This is a genomic window from Desulfocicer vacuolatum DSM 3385, from assembly GCF_900176365.1.
GTDB classification, from domain to species: Bacteria; Desulfobacterota; Desulfobacteria; order Desulfobacterales; family Desulfobacteraceae; genus Desulfocicer; species Desulfocicer vacuolatum.
In genome coordinates this window covers 42823-60726 of the sequence record NZ_FWXY01000020.1, presented here as the reverse complement: position 1 = coordinate 60726, position 17904 = coordinate 42823, and the positions used below count along the sequence as shown (strand labels likewise).

Below are 17904 nucleotides of genomic sequence, written 5' to 3'. Positions count from 1 at the left end.
AGAACCAAAATCTTGCATTGTGAAAATAATTATGCCGGGACAATTTAATAAAAACAATCGCCCCGGCAACAGAATATCTCTTATTCAGCTATTTTACATGTTTCGTCTATATTTTCCACCCACATCATAAAGGGCCTGGGTAATGCTTCCAAGGGAACAATGCTGCACTGTATTCATCAACTCTGCAAACATATTTCCCCCCTCAAGGGCAGTTTGCTGAAGCTTTGCCAGAGATTCCCCGGCAACATCGCCATGGGCCTCTTTAAAGGCGGCAAGCCTTCTGAGCTGCTCATCTTTTTGGGATTCATCTGAACGGGAAAGTTCCAGGCAGGAGGTCATTTCCTCATAATCTGCGTCGGGATCAATGAAGGTGTTAACACCGATGATGGGATATTTACCGGAATGTTTGAGCAATTCATAGTACATGGATTCTTCCTGGATTTTACCCCGCTGGTATCCGGACTCCATGGCACCCAAAACCCCTCCCCTTTCGGTGATGCGCTCAAACTCCATTAAAACAGCTTCTTCCACCAGATCGGTGAGTTCATCCACAATAAAACTGCCCTGGAGGGGATTCTCGTTCTTGGCAAGTCCCCACTCCCGGTTGATAATCAGCTGTACTGCCAGGGCCCGGCGCACAGACTCACTGGAGGGGGTGGTTATGGCTTCATCAAATGCATTGGTATGAAGACTGTTGCAGTTATCATAGATGGCACATAGTCCCTGAAGGGTGGTCCTGATATCATTGAACTGAATATCCTGGCTGTGCAGGGAGCGTCCTGAAGTCTGGATATGGTATTTCAGTTTCTGGGACTGCTCATTGCCCTTGTACAGGTATTTCATGGCCACGGCCCAGATACGCCGGGCCACCCGGCCAATCACAGTGTATTCCGGGTCCATGCCGTTGGAAAAGAAAAAAGAAAGAGACGGTGCAAAATCATCTATATGCATACCCCGGGACAAATAATATTCCACATAGGTAAATCCGTTGGACAGGGTCAAGGCCAGCTGGGTAATGGGATTGGCACCGGCCTCTGCAATGTGATACCCGGATATGGACACTGAATAAAAATTACGAATGGCATTATCAATAAAGAACTGCTGGATATCCCCCATCATTTTAAGGGCAAACTCAATGGAGAAAATACAAGTGTTCTGGCCCTGATCTTCTTTTAGAATATCGGCTTGTACCGTGCCGCGCACACTGGAAATGGCCCGTTGGCGGATCTCTTGGGTCTCTTCATCCCCGGGTTCTCTTCCCTCCTTTTCCCGGAACACTTCCATCTGCTGGGAAATGGCGGTGTTCATGAACATGGCAAGCATCATGGGGGCCGGCCCGTTCACCGTCATGGACACAGAGGTGTTGGGTGCGCACAGATCAAACCCGTCATACAGAAGCTTCATGTCTTCCAAGGTACAGATACTCACACCGGAATTTCCGATTTTACCATAAATATCAGGCCGTACAGCAGGATCATAGCCGTACAGAGTTACGGAGTCAAAGGCTGTTGAAAGTCGCTTGGCAGGATAGGCACTGGAAAGCAGTTTAAAACGCTTATTGGTATCTCCGGGACCGCCCTCCCCTGCAAACATGCGGGTGGGATCTTCATCCACACGTTTCAAGGGAAAAACCCCTGCAGTGTAGGGATAACGACCGGGAACATTTTCTTTGCGCATGAATTTCAAGGCTTCGCCGGGATCTTTATATGCCGGCACACACACCTTGGGAATCTTGGAATGACTCAAGGATTCTGTATAAAGGGGCAACTTGATCTCTTTTCCCCGAACCTGGTAGGAGAGTTCATCTTTGGAATAAGCTTCCTTGACCACATACCACTCTTCAAGAATTTTCTGGGTTTCCGGATCAACCTTGGCTTCGGCACCTGCAATGGCATCCTTAAACTGAGAGACCACATTGGCCACATCAGATCCACCAAGGCTTTTTTCCGCCTCTTTAAGGTGCCACAGCCTGCGAAGGGCATCGGCCTGTTCTTCGGTCTCTTTGTGGTAATTTCGCACGGTATCGGCAATTTCTGCAAGATATCGAATCCGTTCCGATGGAATAATAATTGTCTTGGAGCTGGAGCAGGTCACACCGGTTCTGGGAATGGAAGTGACAAAACCTTTTCCGGTTTTTTCATTTAAGAGATCTAAAAGGCCATGGTAAAAAGCGGTTACACCGTCATCATTGAATCGGGAGGCAATGGTACCGTACACGGGCATCTTGTCCAACGGGGTGGTCCAATCCTTGCGATTTCGCTGAACCTGCTTTCGCACATCCTGTACAGCATCTTCACTGCCCCTTTTTTCAAATTTATTCACCACCACCAGATCGGCATAATCAAGCATATCGATTTTTTCCAGCTGAGAGGGAGCACCAAACTCTGCTGTCATGACATAGATGGCAATATCAACCAAATCTATGATCCTGGAATCGCCCTGGCCGATACCTGCGGTTTCTGCAATAACAATATCATACCCCGAAGCCTTTGCAACGGCAATGGCTTCCGGAAGAGAAGCGGGCAGTTCCGATTGGGCTTCCCGGGTGGCAAGGGATCGCATGTAAACCCGGCCGGTCTCAATGGCGTTCATGCGAATACGATCACCAAGCAGGGCACCGCCGGTTTTTCTCCGGGAGGGATCACAACTGATGATGGCCACATGCACATCCTTAAGATCCCGCAAAATTCGTAAAATCAATTCATCGGTGAGGGAGGATTTGCCAGCACCGCCTGTTCCGGTGATGCCGATCACCGGCGGGGTTTCACTGTTTTTTATCTGTGCCAGTTTTTCCATAATGGGTTCCAATGAACCGTCATTTTGAACCTTGGCCTCCTGGACAGCGGTGATGGTATTGGCTGTGATATATTTTTCTTCAACATTGAGTTTTTCATATTCAATGTTGTCAAGATTCACCGTGGAAAAATCCATCTTCTTCATCTGATCGTTGATAATACCCTGGAGACCGATTTTGGCCCCATCTTCCGGGGAATAAATCCGGGTAACCCCATAGGCCTCAAGCTCTTTTATTTCCGAAGGAATAATAACGCCGCCGCCACCGCCGAACACTTTAATATGGGACACATCTCTTTCCTTGAGAAGATCCACAATGTATTTGAAGAACTCCACGTGTCCACCCTGGTAACTGGAGACAGCTATTCCCTGGGCATCCTCTTCTATGGCAGCTTGTACCACCTCTTCTGCAGAACGGCTATGACCGATGTGAATCACCTCTGCGCCGGAGTCCTGCAGCATCCGCCGCATGATATTTATGGATGCATCGTGGCCGTCAAAAAGGGAGGTGGCCGTGACCACCCTTACCGCATTTTCGGGTTTATAAATCTCTTCAATAACGCTCATCACATCTCCTTGTTTTTTTTATAAGAAACTCCCGGCAAACCTGGGAAATTTTTTAAGCTTTGCTGTGGGCGGATAGAAATCAGAAGAGTCCCCGCAACCCGCACAAAAAATTGGCAGGCAAAGGGGGGAGGTAAAAAAACCACCCAATTTTTAAAGCAGAGGACTCATGACTTTTTTTGCTGGAAAATCAACCCCAAAATAAAACGAGTCTGCAACTCACTGTATTCATGTATGGAAAATTGTTTGGCAAGCACCCATCGCCGAAAGGCCCACATCTGGCCCAAAACGGAAATATTGTGTCCCACAAGGGAAATGGTTTTGGAATCAAGGACAGGAATATCCCCTGTACCTGAAAGGCGCGTGAGCAAACCAATGAAAATATCTGTGATTCCCAGTTCATTCTCCAGCACTTTTTTCTTCCATTTGTCAGGAAGAAATTGGGTCACATGGTACATGAGCAGGATATGGTCATTCATCCTTTCACACACCAGAAAGAATTCCCGGATGGCCTCGGTAAGGGTTTTTGCCCCCTGTTCAGAACAGGACAAGGTCTCTTCAACAGCTTTATTCACCTCAATGTGTATGGCTTCACACACCAAGTACAGCACATCTTCCTTGGACCCCACATACTCATATAATGATCCAATGGAAAACCCGGCTTCCTTTGCAATCATTCGGGTGGTGGTTTTATGATACCCATGTTCCACAAACAGATGGACCGTGGAATCGACAATCTGTCGCCTTCTCTCACGGACAAGATCCGGATTTTTTATCTGGGTGGGAACCCCATTGTCATCCATCAGCTTCTTTTTTTGATTACGTTTCAAAACGGCTTCGTCTCCAGTGACCCAAGAAGGTTGTTGAACGAGCGCTCAGTCATTCTTTTTTTTACAATCTTTATCATTCCTTGTCAAGGAATTATGATGACAAAAAAACAGGACCGGATCACAGCACTTAACAGAGTGTGAACAGCACTGACAGGGGATGAATCTGCAAAAGTTTATCCAAACAATTTACCTACAGAAACCATCCCCAGTTAATGAATTAAGGTTACACTTTAATGGTCTCCCCACGCTTCGGTACCCTGGCATCAATGGCATGGGTTCTGAGCAGTTCTGCAAATTTCAAAGAAGCGTTTTCCTCACCGTGAACCACGGCTGCCCGTTTAATCTTCAGATTAGACTGTTTTATAAAACGCATCATTTCGTTTTTATCTGCATGGGCACTGAATCCCCCCAGACGCACCACCCGGGCCTTTAAGGGATATTCTTTACCCAGAATTTTCACCGTGGGCACCTCCCCCTTTCTTCCCCTGGTCTCATAGGCTTGGCTCAACTCAAGAATGTGACGTCCCAGGGTGTGCTGGGCCATGAACCCCACAATGAGAATAGTATTATTGGGATTATGAATTCTATAACGAAGATGATGTAGAATACGCCCCACTTCGCACATACCCGATGCAGAGATGACAATACAAGGCTCTTTTTTTCGCATCAACTCCATGGATTCATCCACTGAACTGACAAAGTTGACTTTATCAAACAAAAAGGGATTAAGACCTTTTTCAAGAAATGCTTTGTGGGTCTCATTGTCGTAAAGTTCAGGATGCTCCCCAAACACCTTGGTCAATGATGCGGTAAGCGGGCTGTCCACATACACCGGCATGCGGGGAACCAGATTTTTTTCGTATAATTCGTGGATAACATAAAGAATCTCCTGGGCACGGCCCAGGGCAAAGGAGGGAATCACCACAGATCCATTTTTGTCATGGGCAGCATTGAGCTCCTGAATCATCCGGGAATGGAGATCTTCTGCGGTTTCATGGAGGCGATCCCCATAGGTGCTTTCCGTTATCAGCAGATCAATGTTTCTGTCTTCTTCATTAAAGTTTGTGCAGGGATCCTTTAAAATGGGCATGCCAAATCGCCCCAGGTCCCCTGTGAAACAGATGGTTTTCTGTTCAGCCCCCCTTCCGCAACGAATAATACTGATGGCCGATCCGAGAATATGACCTGCTTCGTAAAAGGTACAGGTCATGTCCTCTCCAACGGTGACAGGGGTTCTGTAAGGTACACCGGAAAAAATTCCCAGGGCATGACGGGCATCTTCTTCACCATAAAGGGGTTCCACCTGCTTTAAACCATACTGATTGCCAAGTTCAAGGATGGTCTGGCGGTTGAGCCTGTTATTTCCTTTTTTCAGCAGTTTTTTAACCTGGCTGGCCTCCCGGTGAGTCAAATCATCGGCCACTCCTTTTTTACCATGGGTCCGCAGGGCGGCACGGGCGGTCTTGTAATTAAGATAATCGGCGTCGGACTCCTGAATGTGCGCAGAATCCGGCAAAAGATAACCGCATACATCCAGGGTGCCCCGGGTGGTGATAACCCGGCCGTTAAAATTCTTTTTCACCAGCAGGGGAATTCTGCCGGAATGGTCTATGTGAGCATGGGAGAGCACCACATTGGTCAGGATGGTGGGATCAAAGGCGATGACTTTATTTTTTTCCCAGGTATCTTTTCTGCGGCCTTGGAAAAGTCCGCAATCCAGTAATACCCTGTCGTTTTCCGTGCTGATCATATGCATGGAGCCGGTCACTTCCCTGGCAGCGCCGTAAAAAGTTACATGCATGAAGCGCCTCCTTATATAAAATGAATTTATATGAAATACTCCGTAAATTTGAAATCTGTGGAGCATTGCTATATTTATTGTGGGCAGATCGAGGTCAAAATAAGGTCCGCCCATGGCGGTTATAAAAAAATCCGGCAAACAAGATAGAGTTTCAAACGTTACTGTAAACAGGTCAAAATCAAACAAGCGTCTACCCATGGCAGTTATCTAAAATCAAAATAAAGCATGGCCATCGCCAATATTTGGCGAACAAAAAGAATAGTAAACCAATGAAATTTCAAACGCAAGTCAAGTGTTGTGTTTTATTAAGAACATTAAGATGAATCTAAAATTACGAGATTGATCATAAGCTGGCCCACTATAGGCAAAAATAAAATTTTATCACACAAAGCCCCACGGTATGACCAACCCCCAAATCACTTTCATGCTTTATTTTGAACAAATAAAAAATAACTATGAGTGTTGTCTTGATAATTTTTATATGAAATACTCCGCCAATCAGAGGCGTATTTCAAGCTTCGTTGTGGACGGAACCGAATCAGAATACGGTCCGCCCGTGGCGGTTTATATGAAATATTCCGTAAATATGTGGAGTATTTCTACCTTTGTTGTGGGCAGAGCCGGATCAGAAAACGGTCCGCCCGTGGCGGTTATAACATTAGAATGAGCCATGGCTTGATTTTTATCTTCAATTTCTGATAGAAGGAGCCAATGAACTCATACCGTTTAGCAAAGGGGATTTAAATGGTAACTAACACTGACACATCCACCTGCAACAAATTTTCCATGGAACTTTTACTCTCCGGAGTTTACCTTTCCTGACAAAACAGCTATTTATAAAAAATTTAATCAAAACCTCAAACATTTTGAATCATTTTTTTAAAGCTGAAAAACAAACGATTTAAGACAAGGAAAACTATTATGTCATTTTTTAAAAACATTCTTTCAAAGGTGGGCATCGGATCGGCAACCGTGGAAACAGAGCTGTTTAACAATGTTTTTGTTCCCGGTCAGCCCGTGGAAGGAGTGGTCAACATCACCGGCGGCAAAGTGACCCAGGACATTGACACTGTTTATATCAAAATTAAAAGCACCTATGAAGATGAAGTGGAAATTGGTGAGGATGATGAAGAAACGGAAGTTGATGTAACCCGAACTGCTGAAATCATGCGCCTTCAGATCTCCGAACCATTTACACTGAATCCGGAGGAAAGCGTCAGCTTTGATCTCAACTTTACATTGCCATGGGACACCCCGGCCACTGCCGGGAAAACCGTCACCTGGGTGGAAACCGGTCTGGACATTAAAATGGCCATTGACCCCGGAGATAAAGACTACTTAAATGTGACCCCCCATCCCCTGGCAGAAAGGGTGCTGGACGCTGCAATGGAACTTGGGTTTGAAATCAGTGAAGTGGTATGTGAACCGGCCCCGGCAGCCATGGATATGAGGGTTCCCTTTGTCCAGGAATTTGAACTCAAACCTGTTAAAGGAAGTTTTAAAAACAGGCTTGATGAAATTGAACTGGTGTTCAAGCCTTTTGAGGATTCCATCCAGATCTTCATGGAAGTGGATCGCAAGGCCAAAGGAGTGTTCGGGCATCTTTCTGAAATGATGGGCACCGATGAAACCATGGTGAATTTTTTAGTGCAGAAAAAAGATTTACCCGATTTAACGGGTAAAATGAATGATATTATTGAAGAATATTGTGCATGATAGTTGGCATCATGTGACCTTAGCCTATTTTGTCAAAAACATTCCGGTCTGCCTGTTTTTTTACTTGTCTTCCAGGTCAATCTTTCCATATATGAAATCCCTATGCATGGAAAATTGGCCTGTAATGTGAATAAAAATCCTGCGCATCCCGGCATATTCTTTTCCGCCAATAGCCTTAAAAGCGGGATACGAAAAAAAAGGAGATTCAATGGAGACTGAAATCAACCGGCACTATGGTTCTGAAAATCTTTGCAGCAAAATATTCACCGCCCTTACCCAGGCCGGGAAAGATATGGACAACTTGCAATTAAAAGATCTTGCTGTTATTGACCAGCTGCACACAGGTGGGCACATGGCAACCCTGGAACTGGCCCGAACAACAGCACTTCCCCCGGGAACAAAAGTTCTGGACGCCGGGTGCGGCATCGGGGGCTCCTGCCGACTTTTAGCCCGGGAGTGCGGTTTTAAGGTCACCGGCATGGACCTTGTACCGGACTTCATTGAAGTGGCAGAAAAATTGACCCACTCCACAGGCCTTGATGATGCCATCACCTATTCCCAGGGCAATATCCTGAACACGGGTCTGCAATCCAATTCCTTTGATGCCGTATGGTGCCAGCATACCCTCATGAATATTGACGATAAAGATGCCGCTTTTAAAGAATTCATGCGAATCCTTAAACCCGGCGGCATGATGGTTCTCCATGAAATCGTTCAGGGTGCCAATACCCCCATCCATCTACCGGTGCCCTGGGCTGCCCACGAGGATATTTCCGTTCTGATGCCATGGCCGGAAATGGAGGCATTGATTCTGAAAAATGACTTTACCTGCCGTTTATCAGAAAATCGCACGGATCAGGCAAAAAAATGGTGGGAACGGGTTAAAGCGGCCTTTAAAAAGCAAACAGAAACCCCATCACCTTTGGGTCCCCATATCATTTTTGGTGACAATGGAAAATCCTTTGGCAATACCATGAGTGCCAATATTGACGAAGATAGAATTCGCCTTATGGAAGCCATTTTCATTAAATAGCGGCATCTTCTCATAACGGCCATGGGCAGACCGTGTTCTGATCCGGCTCTGCCCACAACAAAGCATGATATACGTCCCAGATCTGGGAGGCATTTGATATTGCCCATCGGGGGGGGAGCGGCTCTGCTGAGGTTGCCTTGGAGACTGCCTTTTCATATAAAAAAGAATCCAGGATTATCCGCCATCACAATGGTTTACCCCGGTCCTTGCTTTTCAGGTTCAGTCCAATGGGGAAGTGAAAGTGAAGTTGAAATAATATAGATATACAGGAAACAATTAAATGACACCTCCAAACCACAAAACCGATGCCGGGACAGAGGATAATGAAAAATTCATCAAAATCACCTTTAACGCTTTCTCCTTTTTGCAAAAGAAACTGAACAAAAACGGATTTGATTATTATAACGTTACCCAGAAAATTCCCCGGGGAAGCACCATAAACGATTTGCTGGCAAGGTTGAAACTTCAACAGAAAGATGTGGAGGGGGTTTTTCTCAATGGCCTGATAAAACCTTTTGACACTGTTATCCAGGATGGTGACCGTTTGGGCTTGCTGCCCCCGGGAACCCCTGGTCCTTACCGGGTCATGCTGGGTATTGTTAAGGGCGATAAAACAAAATAAATGAATAACAGTTATCCACCAAACCATGCTTTATTCAGAAGTTTAACTCCGTCTATAATATCCCTTTCATCCATTCCGCTGTAACCCAATAAGATCATCTCCTTCTCATATCGATGTTTCCGAATCCAGCACTTGGACACAGGATAAACAGCAATCCCATGATTTTTTGCCTTTTGAATCAAGTCGATTTCAGATACCTTGTCTTTAAACTCCAGAGTAATATGCAACCCGGCATTGATGCCATGGATCATGACTTCTTTTCCCATGACTTTTTTTGACGCTTCGGGAAATTGCCCGGAAATAATTTTTTCTCTAAACTGTCGGTATATCTGAAGGTACAACGGACTTTTAAATTTTTCATTTAAAATTATCATATCAGCATCTTATGAGAACAGAATGACTTTACCCTTTAATTTTAACGTTCTTTGGCATCTTTCATTCCTGCTTTACACTTTTACAGTCAATTGCCCATTTTCCGGTGCTCGTTTTTTTAAAACTGTAAAGTATCATTGGGGTAACTGAAGGATGACGTTTCTTTATTAGAGAATACAACCTCCGGGCAACCTCAGCAGAGTCTCCCCCCAAGGGATAATAGGAACCGGCCCGTCGAGCTTTGTCTACAGTTCCGGGCCGGGACCATTGCCCATCGGAGTGGGCGGCATAACACTTTAACAAAACAACTTCAAATTGTTTCTTTACCGGTCATATGTTCAATCTCAATTTTAAATACCCGGGTTTTATCCATTGCATTTTTAATATATTTTTTACCAGCTTCCAAATAATCACTGGAATATTTTTCAAGCAACAAAATAAGCCCCTGCTCTTTTTTATTATCAAAAAGTTCTTGTGCTTTACCAAACAAAACAACACTTTTAAATTTCGTACTGAAATCATCTGGAATTATTTTTGTGTCCTTAATCACACAAAAAGAGACGTTATTGTTGTTTTCTATATTATCAAGTTTCTGTCCTGTCTCTGCGCAATGAAAATAAATAGCACCAGCATGATATGCATAATTCAACGGCACAGCATAGGGATAATTATCCTGCCCTGTGGTGGCCAGCACGCCTTCTTCTGCCAAATTTAAAAGTGCGGCAACTGATTCTTTTGACATTGTTTTTTCTTTTCTTCTCATTTCTCGGAACATAAGACCTTTCCTTTTTTTATAAAATTATATATTTAATATTGCACCATAGAAATGGATTATAAATCACAATTACCACCTTTAAAAGAACCAGATCAAAGATAATTAATAGATACAGATGGCACCAAACCGCACTGGCACAAATTTGAGTTCAAAGAATCCCATACGCCTTTTTCTGCGAGAATTAAAACTCAAATATGGTGCCCCGGACTTACAGACTCAGGCACACAATAAATAGTCAATGACGAATATTTAATTTATATTTAACATTTTTGTAAAACACACTCCCAGAAAACAGTTACTTTAACAAAAAAGCATGAAATACATTAATGTTATATTTTCTATTGACATGAAAAATAATTAAAGGTATTCTTTTTTAAATAAATTAAGTTGTAAAGTACAATGGAGTGCTATAACTTAAGATACAATTAAATGACAACGGCGTCTTTTTCCGGGTTTAATCTGGAAAGACGCCGTTTTGTTTTTTAAAGTCCCTTTAAGCCCGCAAAACTGCCACGGGCAGACCTTAATCTTGATCTCGCTCTGCCCACAACAAAGCTTGAAATACACCCCTGTTTTGCGGAGTATTTCATATAAAAAAACAAACTGAAACACCAACCCACAAACCAAAGGATACTTAAACATGGATATGCGATTTTCAAAGGCAAATGATGTGTTAGGCACAAGTAACCGCGGTAATGCAGCTGAATCAAGCCTGTGCACCTTATGCCGAGCCGATTGTAAAGGAAAATGCGAAACCTGGCTTTCAAGCATGGTGGGAAGAAAACTGCTTTACCCCAGAAGCTTTGGCCTGGTCACTGCCGGAGGAAACAATACAACACATGTGGGGGTTTCCTACAACTCTTTGAGAATTCAGGGATATGCTTATGGTGCCCATGGCCTGCCGGGAAATCTCACCACAGATCCAGACGACAGCATTTTCCCCAACGTCAGCCTGGAAACAGAATTTGGTAAAACAAAAAAAACCAAAGTACGTATGCCCATAATGACCGGCGCCATGGGATCAACCTTTATTGCTGAAAAATACTGGGACGGATTTGCCATAGGCGGTGCATTGATCGGTATCCCCGTTGTCATTGGCGAAAATGTGGTGGGTGTTGACAGAAATTCACAGATTAATTCCGGCACTGAAAAAAAAGGGAAAATTAAAAGCGCACCGGAGCTGGATCGTAGAATAGACACCTATCTCAGATATTATGACGGATATGGTGCCATTATTGTTCAATTGAATGTTGAAGACACCCGCAACGGTGTTGCAGAATATGTCGTGGACAAATATGGCGATAAATGCATTATTGAGCTCAAATGGGGTCAAGGCGCAAAAAATATTGGTGGAGAAATCCAGGTAAAAAGCCTGGACTACGCACTTTTTCTGAAAGAAAGGGGCTATGTGGTGGATCCTGATCCTTCATTGGCCGAAGTGCAAAAGGGATTTGAACAAGGTGCCATAAAATCATTTGCCCGCCACAGCAGATTGGGCAGCACCGATCTGGACAGTGTGGATAAAGTCCAGGAAGATTTCATGAACAGCGTGGAATATCTGCGTAACCTCGGATTTGAAAGAATAACCTTAAAAACAGGGTCCTACGGCATGGAAGAACTTGCCATGGCCATTAAATTCTCCACAGATGCCAATCTTGACCTTCTCACCATTGACGGTTCCGGCGGCGGCACAGGAATGAGCCCATGGAATATGATGCAAAGCTGGGGGGTTCCCTCCATTAATCTCCACGCAAAGGCCCATGAATATGCAAACCTTCTTTCGGCCAAGGGAAAAAGCGTGGTGGACATGTCCTTTGCCGGTGGTTTTGCCCTGGAAGATCATATTTTTAAAGCCCTTGCACTTGGTGCTCCCTACACCAAACTGATCTGCATGGGCCGGGCAGTTATGATACCGGGATTCCTTGGTGCCAACATTGAAGGCGCCTTGAATCCAGAAAGAAGGGCCGCGGTGAGCGGAAATTGGAACGAGCTTCCCAGAACAGTGCTCCAGGAAGGAAAAACCGTGGATGAAATCTTTGCCGGATACCATGATCTGGAAAAAATAGTGGGCAAAGATGAGATGAAAAACATTCCTTACAGCGCCATTGCCTTTTTCACCCTTGCAGACAAACTCGGGTGCGGGTTGCAGCAGCTCATGGCCGGTGCCAGAAAATTTTCCATGAATCAGATTACCCGACAGGAAATTTTCTCTGGAAATAGAGAAACAGCAAGGGAAACAGGTGTTCCCCACTGTTCAGATGTCAACGATGAAAGTGCAAAGAAAATTCTTAATTCATGACATCCCATTGAGTTAACAAGGTAGCCTCCAAGTTTACCTAAGGCAGCTCCCCCCGATGGGAAATAGGAACCGGCCAATTGAGCCGTCTACGATTCCGGGCCGGACACATTGTCCGTCGGGGGGGGGGCTGCCGACAGGGATGCCTGTTTTGCATGAAAGAGTAGGAAAGCCTAACATTTTTTCATGTTCCTTTGTGGCTGGTCCTGTTCACATCCTCCCTGGATTAAATTCGGCAATACCATTGAGTATCGCCTCTGGCAAAATATTATTTTCCAGTACCACCTGGCGGATGGTTTTTCCACTTTTGTGGGCTTTTTTCGCTATATCAGCGGCCCTGTCATACCCGATATGGGGAATCAATCCAGTGACAAGGGCCAGACTCTTTTCAATAAAGGCGGCGCACTTTTCTTCATTGGCGGTGATGCCGTTAACACATTTTCCAACAAATAGAATGGAGACTGAAGAGAGCAGCTCAATGGATTGCAAAAGATTATGCGCAATCACCGGCAACATCACATTCAACTCAAAATTACCGCCCTGCCCTCCCACCATGATAGTGGTATCATTACCCATTACCTGGGCTCCCACCTGAATCACCGCCTCTGGAATGACAGGATTGACTTTTCCCGGCATAATAGAAGAACCCGGCTGCAGTGAGGGGATATTAATTTCCCCCACCCCGCACCGGGGGCCTGATGCCAGCCAGCGAATGTCATTTGCAATTTTCACAAGGGCCACAGCCATGGATTTTAAAATTCCACTGGTTTCAACAGCAGTGTCCTGGGTGGCCTGGGCCTGGAAATGATTTTCTGCCTCCCGAAATTCCAGCTGGGTTTTTGCGGCAATGGTTTGGATTACCCGTGGGGCAAAATCAGGATGGGCATTCAACCCACTGCCCACTGCGGTTCCTCCCAGGGCAAGCTCCAGTAACCTTGGTTTCACCGCCCCAAGACGCTGTATGGCCAATGTTATCTGCCTGGCATACCCGGAAAATTCCTGGCCCAGGGTCATGGGCACCGCATCCTGCAAATGGGTTCTGCCAATTTTTTTCACAGTCCTGAATTCAAGGGCTTTTTCAGACAGGGCCCGTTCAAGGGCTTCGAGGGCTGGCATCAGTCGTGTGGAAATCTGTGTCAAAGCCGACACATGAATCACCGTTGGAATAACATCATTGCTGGATTGGCTGGCATTGACGTGATCATTGGGATGAACCGGAGATTTTCCGCCCCTTTGTCCAGTTAAAATTTCATTGGCCCGGGAGGCCAGCACCTCGTTCATGTTCATGTTGGTGGAGGTGCCGGAACCTGTCTGAAAGACGTCCACCACAAATTGATCATCAAATTTACCTTCCATCACCTCCTGTGCCGCCTGAGCAATGGCCTGCCCCATGGAGGAATCTATACCCCCAAGGGCAGCATTAACCTGGGCTGCACATTTTTTCACCAGGGCAAGGGAGTAAATGAAAGACAAAGGCAGGGACGTGCCGCTTATGGGAAAGTTATCCACGGCCCGCTGGGTCTGGGCGCCATAATAACTGTTCTTTGGGACACGAACCATGCCCATGGTATCTTTTTCTTCTCTATAATCCATTCTTTGCTCCTTTTATAAAAAACACCCTGCAAACCAGACAAATGTTTAAGTTTTTTTGTGAGTGAAGCAAGGTCACATGTGAATTCCCTGAAAATTCATGAACTTTGCATTTTTGATATTTACAAATATAATGAATTTATGCAATGGTTCTAACAACTTTAAGCATTTCCTTGTAAGTTCTCAATAAATTCGGGCATTCATGAAGTTTTTTTGAATAACATCCGGCGTTTAAAAGGTAATCACGCTTTATCCGCCCGAGGTTATTGAGAACTTACATTCCCTTTTCTAAATCGGAGTTAAGATGCTCAATACAAGTTTACCTGTGATGGATGATAAAGAGGGTGACGGTGTTCCCACAAAGCTTTTACCTGTGATGGACACCCATGTACATATTTTCCCGGGGCAGATTTTCCAGGCGGTGTGGCAATGGTTTGACGTCCATGCATGGCGCATCAGATACCAGATGACCAGCTCTGATCTGCTTGAATTCTTACTCTCCCGGGGGATCAATCACATTGTAGCCATGCAATATGCTCACAAACCGGGCATGGCAAGATTTTTAAACCGATACATGGCTGAAAAATGCCGGGAATTTTCAGGAAAAATCACCGGCCTTGCCACGGTGTTTCCCGGCGAGGATGAGGCAGAAATCATTCTGGAACAAGCCTTTGACCTTGGGCTTAAAGGGGTAAAACTCCATGCCCATGTACAATGTTTTGAAATGAACAGCCCTGAGATGAATAAATTGTATGAGTGCTGTCAGAAACATGACAAACCAATGGTCATGCATGTCAGCAGAGAACCCAAAAGTCCGGCCTACAAGTGCGATCCCTATGTATTGTGCAGTGTTGACAAGCTGGAGACAGTCATAAAAAATTTCCCTGATCTTAAAATATGTGTTCCCCACCTGGGATTTGATGAAATATTGGCCTACAAAAATCTGATCGAAAAATATGACAATCTCTGGCTGGATACGGCCATGACCATCACAGACTACTTTCCCATTTACGAAAGCGTGCCCCTCAACCAATACAGATCTGACAGAATCATGTATGGATCTGATTTCCCCAACATTCCCTATGCCTGGGATAGAGAGCTTAAAGTGATTCAGAAGGCCGAACTTTCACAGAACTCCTTGGAAAAAATCTGCTGGCACAATGGGGCTCAATTTTTTAACATAAATAAAATCTGAGTATGCCCCTGGCACTTCCCCATCCAAAATTCAAAAAAAGGATGCCTTGCCAAAAAGTTAAAATTCCCTGCTCTGACTTATGTATACTGCTTGAACCGCTTTATAATGCTATCACCATTGATGAGCATCATATTGAAACATTTTTCATCCAGGAATCAGTGAAATACCCAAAAGGGCAAAATTGCCCAGGCAATGGATGATTACAGGGGCCGCAAGCTCTCCTCTTTTTTCATATGCCAGGGTAAAAACAATACTGCCAACCATCTGGGGCACAGGAAGGCCAGCACGCGGGGAATGCATTACAACGAACAAAAATGTTGTTGCACTTAAGGCAAACCAGACACCCCATTGCCTGAAAAATCCATAAAGAATACCCCGAAAAAAAATCTCTTCAGCCAGGGGTCCGATAAGGCACCCTGTGATAAGAAAAAGAACCCGTAGCCCCACTGTTCCTGGCAAGGGGACATGCAGCAACACAAGGGGATTGAGTCCCATGATCAATAGCAGAACAGCCCCTGCCAATGCAACAAAACCAAATATCAGCGACCACCAAGCCCCCTGGAGTAGGCCTCCCATCAACTGCTCTCCGGCCAGGCCCACACACAAAAGTCCCTGTCCAAAACCATGGACAATCGCAAGAAGACAAGTGATTTCAAGAACGCGAAGGAGCGTCAACATCACAAGCTCTGGAATCTGAAAAAATAAAGACAGGAGGGTTGCCCCACCGGATTCCAGCACCATAATGGTGACAACACTCATAAGCACAGTCTTTAATTCAATGCGATCTGCTTCCATTCCAGTTGCTTAAGTGCCCGATAGCCATACCACTGGACATACCAGTGATCTGAAGTTGTTATTAAATGAATAATTGCCGGAACCACAGTTTTATCCGCTCTTTTTCCCAGGGCATATAATGCCTGGCACACCACATTGGGATGGGAATCCTCCAACAGGGATATAAGAGATTTTCTCCCCCTTTCCCCCCGGGAATAAGCAAGCGCCCGGGCCGCCCAATACCGCTCTGCCACATGGGAACTTTTCAGCAAGGCCCCATGGATCTGAACATCAACAAGATCTATTTTCTTCCTGCAAATGATTTTCAATGCAGCAATGCGCCCACACACATGGGGTGCAACCAAAAATTCATCAGCATGCGAAGCGTGTCTGTTGTAACTTTTGGTTGGAAGGTGAGCGCAGCGATTCCTTCCAACAAGTGATTGGACAGGGTTTTGAGCCGTATGGGGTGAAATTTTTGACATGTATGATAAAATACCAACCACCACCATGATAACAGATAGAACAAATACAGAGACTCCCATTCTTGTTCTGTTTCCAGACCATCCAATTTTATCCAAAAATGTCTGTAGCAAAACACACAAAAAGATATACCCCCAAAGGGGCAATCCCGCCACCAGAGAAAAATAGATCAGTTGACGAAATAGAAGATGGTTATCTGTTCTTAATGAAAACTGTTTTAACCAAGCAGATGGACTTCTTACAAAAGCAGCAGTACTGCATTGCAGTATTTTTTTCCCCCTGTGGATGAAACAAAGGTGGTTCCCGTTTTTTGTTACAAACAAATCCACCTGTTTTTCCGGTGGCACCGGAAAAAAGTCAGCCTTCAGCAAAATTTCTTCAATTCTTTTCCCCAGTGGATCATCCTTTGAAATATCAATGAAACAGGTATTCACATTCCTCTTTCCAAGGGGTTTAAATACCCGGGCCGCGTGGAGGGTATATCTGTAATAAAAATCATTGATCATTATCCCTGCAGGATTGGACAATAAAAAGGTGTCCCTGAAATTGCTGAAGGAGATATTACCCCCAAGAAATCCTGCGACAGTCACTGAAAAAAATATCAATAGAATGTGAAACCATAGATAAAACCGGGACAAACGTGCACAGCCGGAGGGATGAGGAAATACGGTGAAAAAGAAAACCACAAACGGCGTCAACAGCAACGTAGCACTGATGATGAACTGGGGGCCGTTATAATTAACCATGGCAACACCCCCCACCCAGCAGAGGATGGCAATGGGCAAGATCTTTTTATTACGACCCAAAAGATGGTGCCACACCCACCCAAATAAAAAGGCGGTGACGCTCAATCCGGTCCCCAAAGTGAATGTGAAAAAAAGCCCCCCATTAAAGGCAGTTGATAATTGTCCAAGGCCGGTGACAACATTGCCTGCGGGAATGGTCAAATATGCCGATTTTGTTCCATGAATCTCTTTTAGCGCGGCCAGAATTTCATGATTGGATGTATAAACCAGGAGCATGAATCCCACCTGAGACGTAAAAAGGCCTGATAACAACA

At 45.0% G+C, this 17904-nt stretch carries 14 protein-coding genes; 6 read left to right on the top strand and 8 right to left on the bottom strand.

The features are described from left to right. Nucleotides 1-93: 93 nt before the first annotated feature. The 3 genes from icmF to B9A32_RS16300 form a co-directional block, all read right to left on the bottom strand. Nucleotides 94-3360 (bottom strand): fused isobutyryl-CoA mutase/GTPase IcmF, encoded by a 3267-nt coding sequence (gene icmF, locus B9A32_RS16310; RefSeq protein ID WP_084070928.1) that lies wholly within the window; start codon nucleotides 3358-3360, stop codon nucleotides 94-96. Between the two features lie 164 nt (nucleotides 3361-3524). Beyond that, on the bottom strand, nucleotides 3525-4187 hold the full coding sequence (locus B9A32_RS16305; RefSeq protein WP_232367201.1) for a TetR/AcrR family transcriptional regulator: 663 nt from the start codon (nucleotides 4185-4187) through the stop codon (nucleotides 3525-3527). Nucleotides 4188-4410: 223 nt separating this feature from the next. Then, nucleotides 4411-5988 (bottom strand): MBL fold metallo-hydrolase RNA specificity domain-containing protein, encoded by a 1578-nt coding sequence (locus B9A32_RS16300; protein ID WP_084070925.1) that lies wholly within the window; start codon nucleotides 5986-5988, stop codon nucleotides 4411-4413. 481 nt (nucleotides 5989-6469) lie between these two features. Here B9A32_RS16300 and B9A32_RS21875 point away from each other — a divergent pair, with 481 nt between their 5' ends. From B9A32_RS21875 to B9A32_RS16280, 4 genes are all read left to right on the top strand, one after another. After that, nucleotides 6470-6655 (top strand): hypothetical protein, encoded by a 186-nt coding sequence (locus tag B9A32_RS21875; protein WP_212637976.1) that lies wholly within the window; start codon nucleotides 6470-6472, stop codon nucleotides 6653-6655. Between the two features lie 254 nt (nucleotides 6656-6909). Beyond that, nucleotides 6910-7704: a sporulation protein gene (locus tag B9A32_RS16290; RefSeq protein ID WP_084070919.1), complete on the top strand. Its 795-nt coding sequence runs from the start codon at nucleotides 6910-6912 to the stop codon at nucleotides 7702-7704. Between the two features lie 208 nt (nucleotides 7705-7912). Further along, nucleotides 7913-8737, top strand: coding sequence for a class I SAM-dependent methyltransferase (locus B9A32_RS16285; RefSeq protein WP_084070916.1), 825 nt, complete (start codon nucleotides 7913-7915; stop codon nucleotides 8735-8737). A 280-nt stretch (nucleotides 8738-9017) separates the two neighbouring features. Next, the gene (locus B9A32_RS16280) at nucleotides 9018-9359 is read left to right on the top strand and encodes a MoaD/ThiS family protein (protein WP_084070910.1); all 342 of its coding nucleotides are present in this window, start codon (nucleotides 9018-9020) and stop codon (nucleotides 9357-9359) included. Between the two features lie 11 nt (nucleotides 9360-9370). Here the strand turns inward: B9A32_RS16280 and B9A32_RS16275 are convergent, their stop codons facing one another. Together B9A32_RS16275 and B9A32_RS16270 are read right to left on the bottom strand one after the other, a co-directional pair. Next, nucleotides 9371-9733: an aminotransferase-like domain-containing protein gene (locus B9A32_RS16275; RefSeq protein ID WP_084070908.1), complete on the bottom strand. Its 363-nt coding sequence runs from the start codon at nucleotides 9731-9733 to the stop codon at nucleotides 9371-9373. Nucleotides 9734-10041: 308 nt separating this feature from the next. Then, nucleotides 10042-10494, bottom strand: a complete 453-nt coding sequence (locus B9A32_RS16270; protein ID WP_232367200.1) for a pyridoxamine 5'-phosphate oxidase family protein — start codon at nucleotides 10492-10494, stop codon at nucleotides 10042-10044. Between the two features lie 652 nt (nucleotides 10495-11146). Here B9A32_RS16270 and B9A32_RS16265 point away from each other — a divergent pair. Next, the gene (locus B9A32_RS16265; RefSeq protein WP_332308527.1) at nucleotides 11147-12805 is read left to right on the top strand and encodes a glutamate synthase-related protein; all 1659 of its coding nucleotides are present in this window, start codon (nucleotides 11147-11149) and stop codon (nucleotides 12803-12805) included. A 207-nt stretch (nucleotides 12806-13012) separates the two neighbouring features. Here the strand turns inward: B9A32_RS16265 and B9A32_RS16260 are convergent, their stop codons facing one another. Next, nucleotides 13013-14395, bottom strand: a complete 1383-nt coding sequence (locus tag B9A32_RS16260; protein ID WP_084070902.1) for a class II fumarate hydratase — start codon at nucleotides 14393-14395, stop codon at nucleotides 13013-13015. A gap of 301 nt (nucleotides 14396-14696) precedes the next feature. Here B9A32_RS16260 and B9A32_RS16255 point away from each other — a divergent pair, with 301 nt between their 5' ends. Beyond that, nucleotides 14697-15587, top strand: a complete 891-nt coding sequence (locus B9A32_RS16255) for an amidohydrolase family protein (RefSeq protein ID WP_084070899.1) — start codon at nucleotides 14697-14699, stop codon at nucleotides 15585-15587. Nucleotides 15588-15731: 144 nt separating this feature from the next. Here B9A32_RS16255 and B9A32_RS16250 read toward each other — a convergent pair whose 3' ends face one another. Both B9A32_RS16250 and B9A32_RS16245 read right to left on the bottom strand, forming a co-directional pair. Further along, nucleotides 15732-16346, bottom strand: coding sequence for a CPBP family intramembrane glutamic endopeptidase (locus B9A32_RS16250; RefSeq protein ID WP_212637975.1), 615 nt, complete (start codon nucleotides 16344-16346; stop codon nucleotides 15732-15734). 11 nt (nucleotides 16347-16357) lie between these two features. Next, nucleotides 16358-17866, bottom strand: a complete 1509-nt coding sequence (locus B9A32_RS16245) for a HEAT repeat domain-containing protein (RefSeq protein ID WP_170923875.1) — start codon at nucleotides 17864-17866, stop codon at nucleotides 16358-16360. Nucleotides 17867-17904: the final 38 nt, after the last annotated feature.

Bases quoted from the DNA above. Each gene is read 5' to 3' on its own strand.
- icmF (WP_084070928.1), bottom strand. From the start codon at position 3,360: ATGAGCGTTATTGAAGAGATTTATAAACCCGAAAATGCGGTAAGGGTG.
- B9A32_RS16300 (WP_084070925.1), bottom strand. From the start codon at position 5,988: ATGCATGTAACTTTTTACGGCGCTGCCAGGGAAGTGACCGGCTCCATG.
- B9A32_RS21875 (WP_212637976.1), top strand. From the start codon at position 6,470: ATGAAATACTCCGCCAATCAGAGGCGTATTTCAAGCTTCGTTGTGGAC.
- B9A32_RS16290 (WP_084070919.1), top strand. From the start codon at position 6,910: ATGTCATTTTTTAAAAACATTCTTTCAAAGGTGGGCATCGGATCGGCA.
- B9A32_RS16285 (WP_084070916.1), top strand. From the start codon at position 7,913: ATGGAGACTGAAATCAACCGGCACTATGGTTCTGAAAATCTTTGCAGC.
- B9A32_RS16280 (WP_084070910.1), top strand. From the start codon at position 9,018: ATGACACCTCCAAACCACAAAACCGATGCCGGGACAGAGGATAATGAA.
- B9A32_RS16275 (WP_084070908.1), bottom strand. From the start codon at position 9,733: ATGATAATTTTAAATGAAAAATTTAAAAGTCCGTTGTACCTTCAGATA.
- B9A32_RS16270 (WP_232367200.1), bottom strand. From the start codon at position 10,494: ATGAGAAGAAAAGAAAAAACAATGTCAAAAGAATCAGTTGCCGCACTT.
- B9A32_RS16265 (WP_332308527.1), top strand. From the start codon at position 11,147: ATGGATATGCGATTTTCAAAGGCAAATGATGTGTTAGGCACAAGTAAC.
- B9A32_RS16260 (WP_084070902.1), bottom strand. From the start codon at position 14,395: ATGGATTATAGAGAAGAAAAAGATACCATGGGCATGGTTCGTGTCCCA.
- B9A32_RS16255 (WP_084070899.1), top strand. From the start codon at position 14,697: ATGCTCAATACAAGTTTACCTGTGATGGATGATAAAGAGGGTGACGGT.
- B9A32_RS16250 (WP_212637975.1), bottom strand. From the start codon at position 16,346: ATGAGTGTTGTCACCATTATGGTGCTGGAATCCGGTGGGGCAACCCTC.
- B9A32_RS16245 (WP_170923875.1), bottom strand. From the start codon at position 17,866: ATGCTCCTGGTTTATACATCCAATCATGAAATTCTGGCCGCGCTAAAA.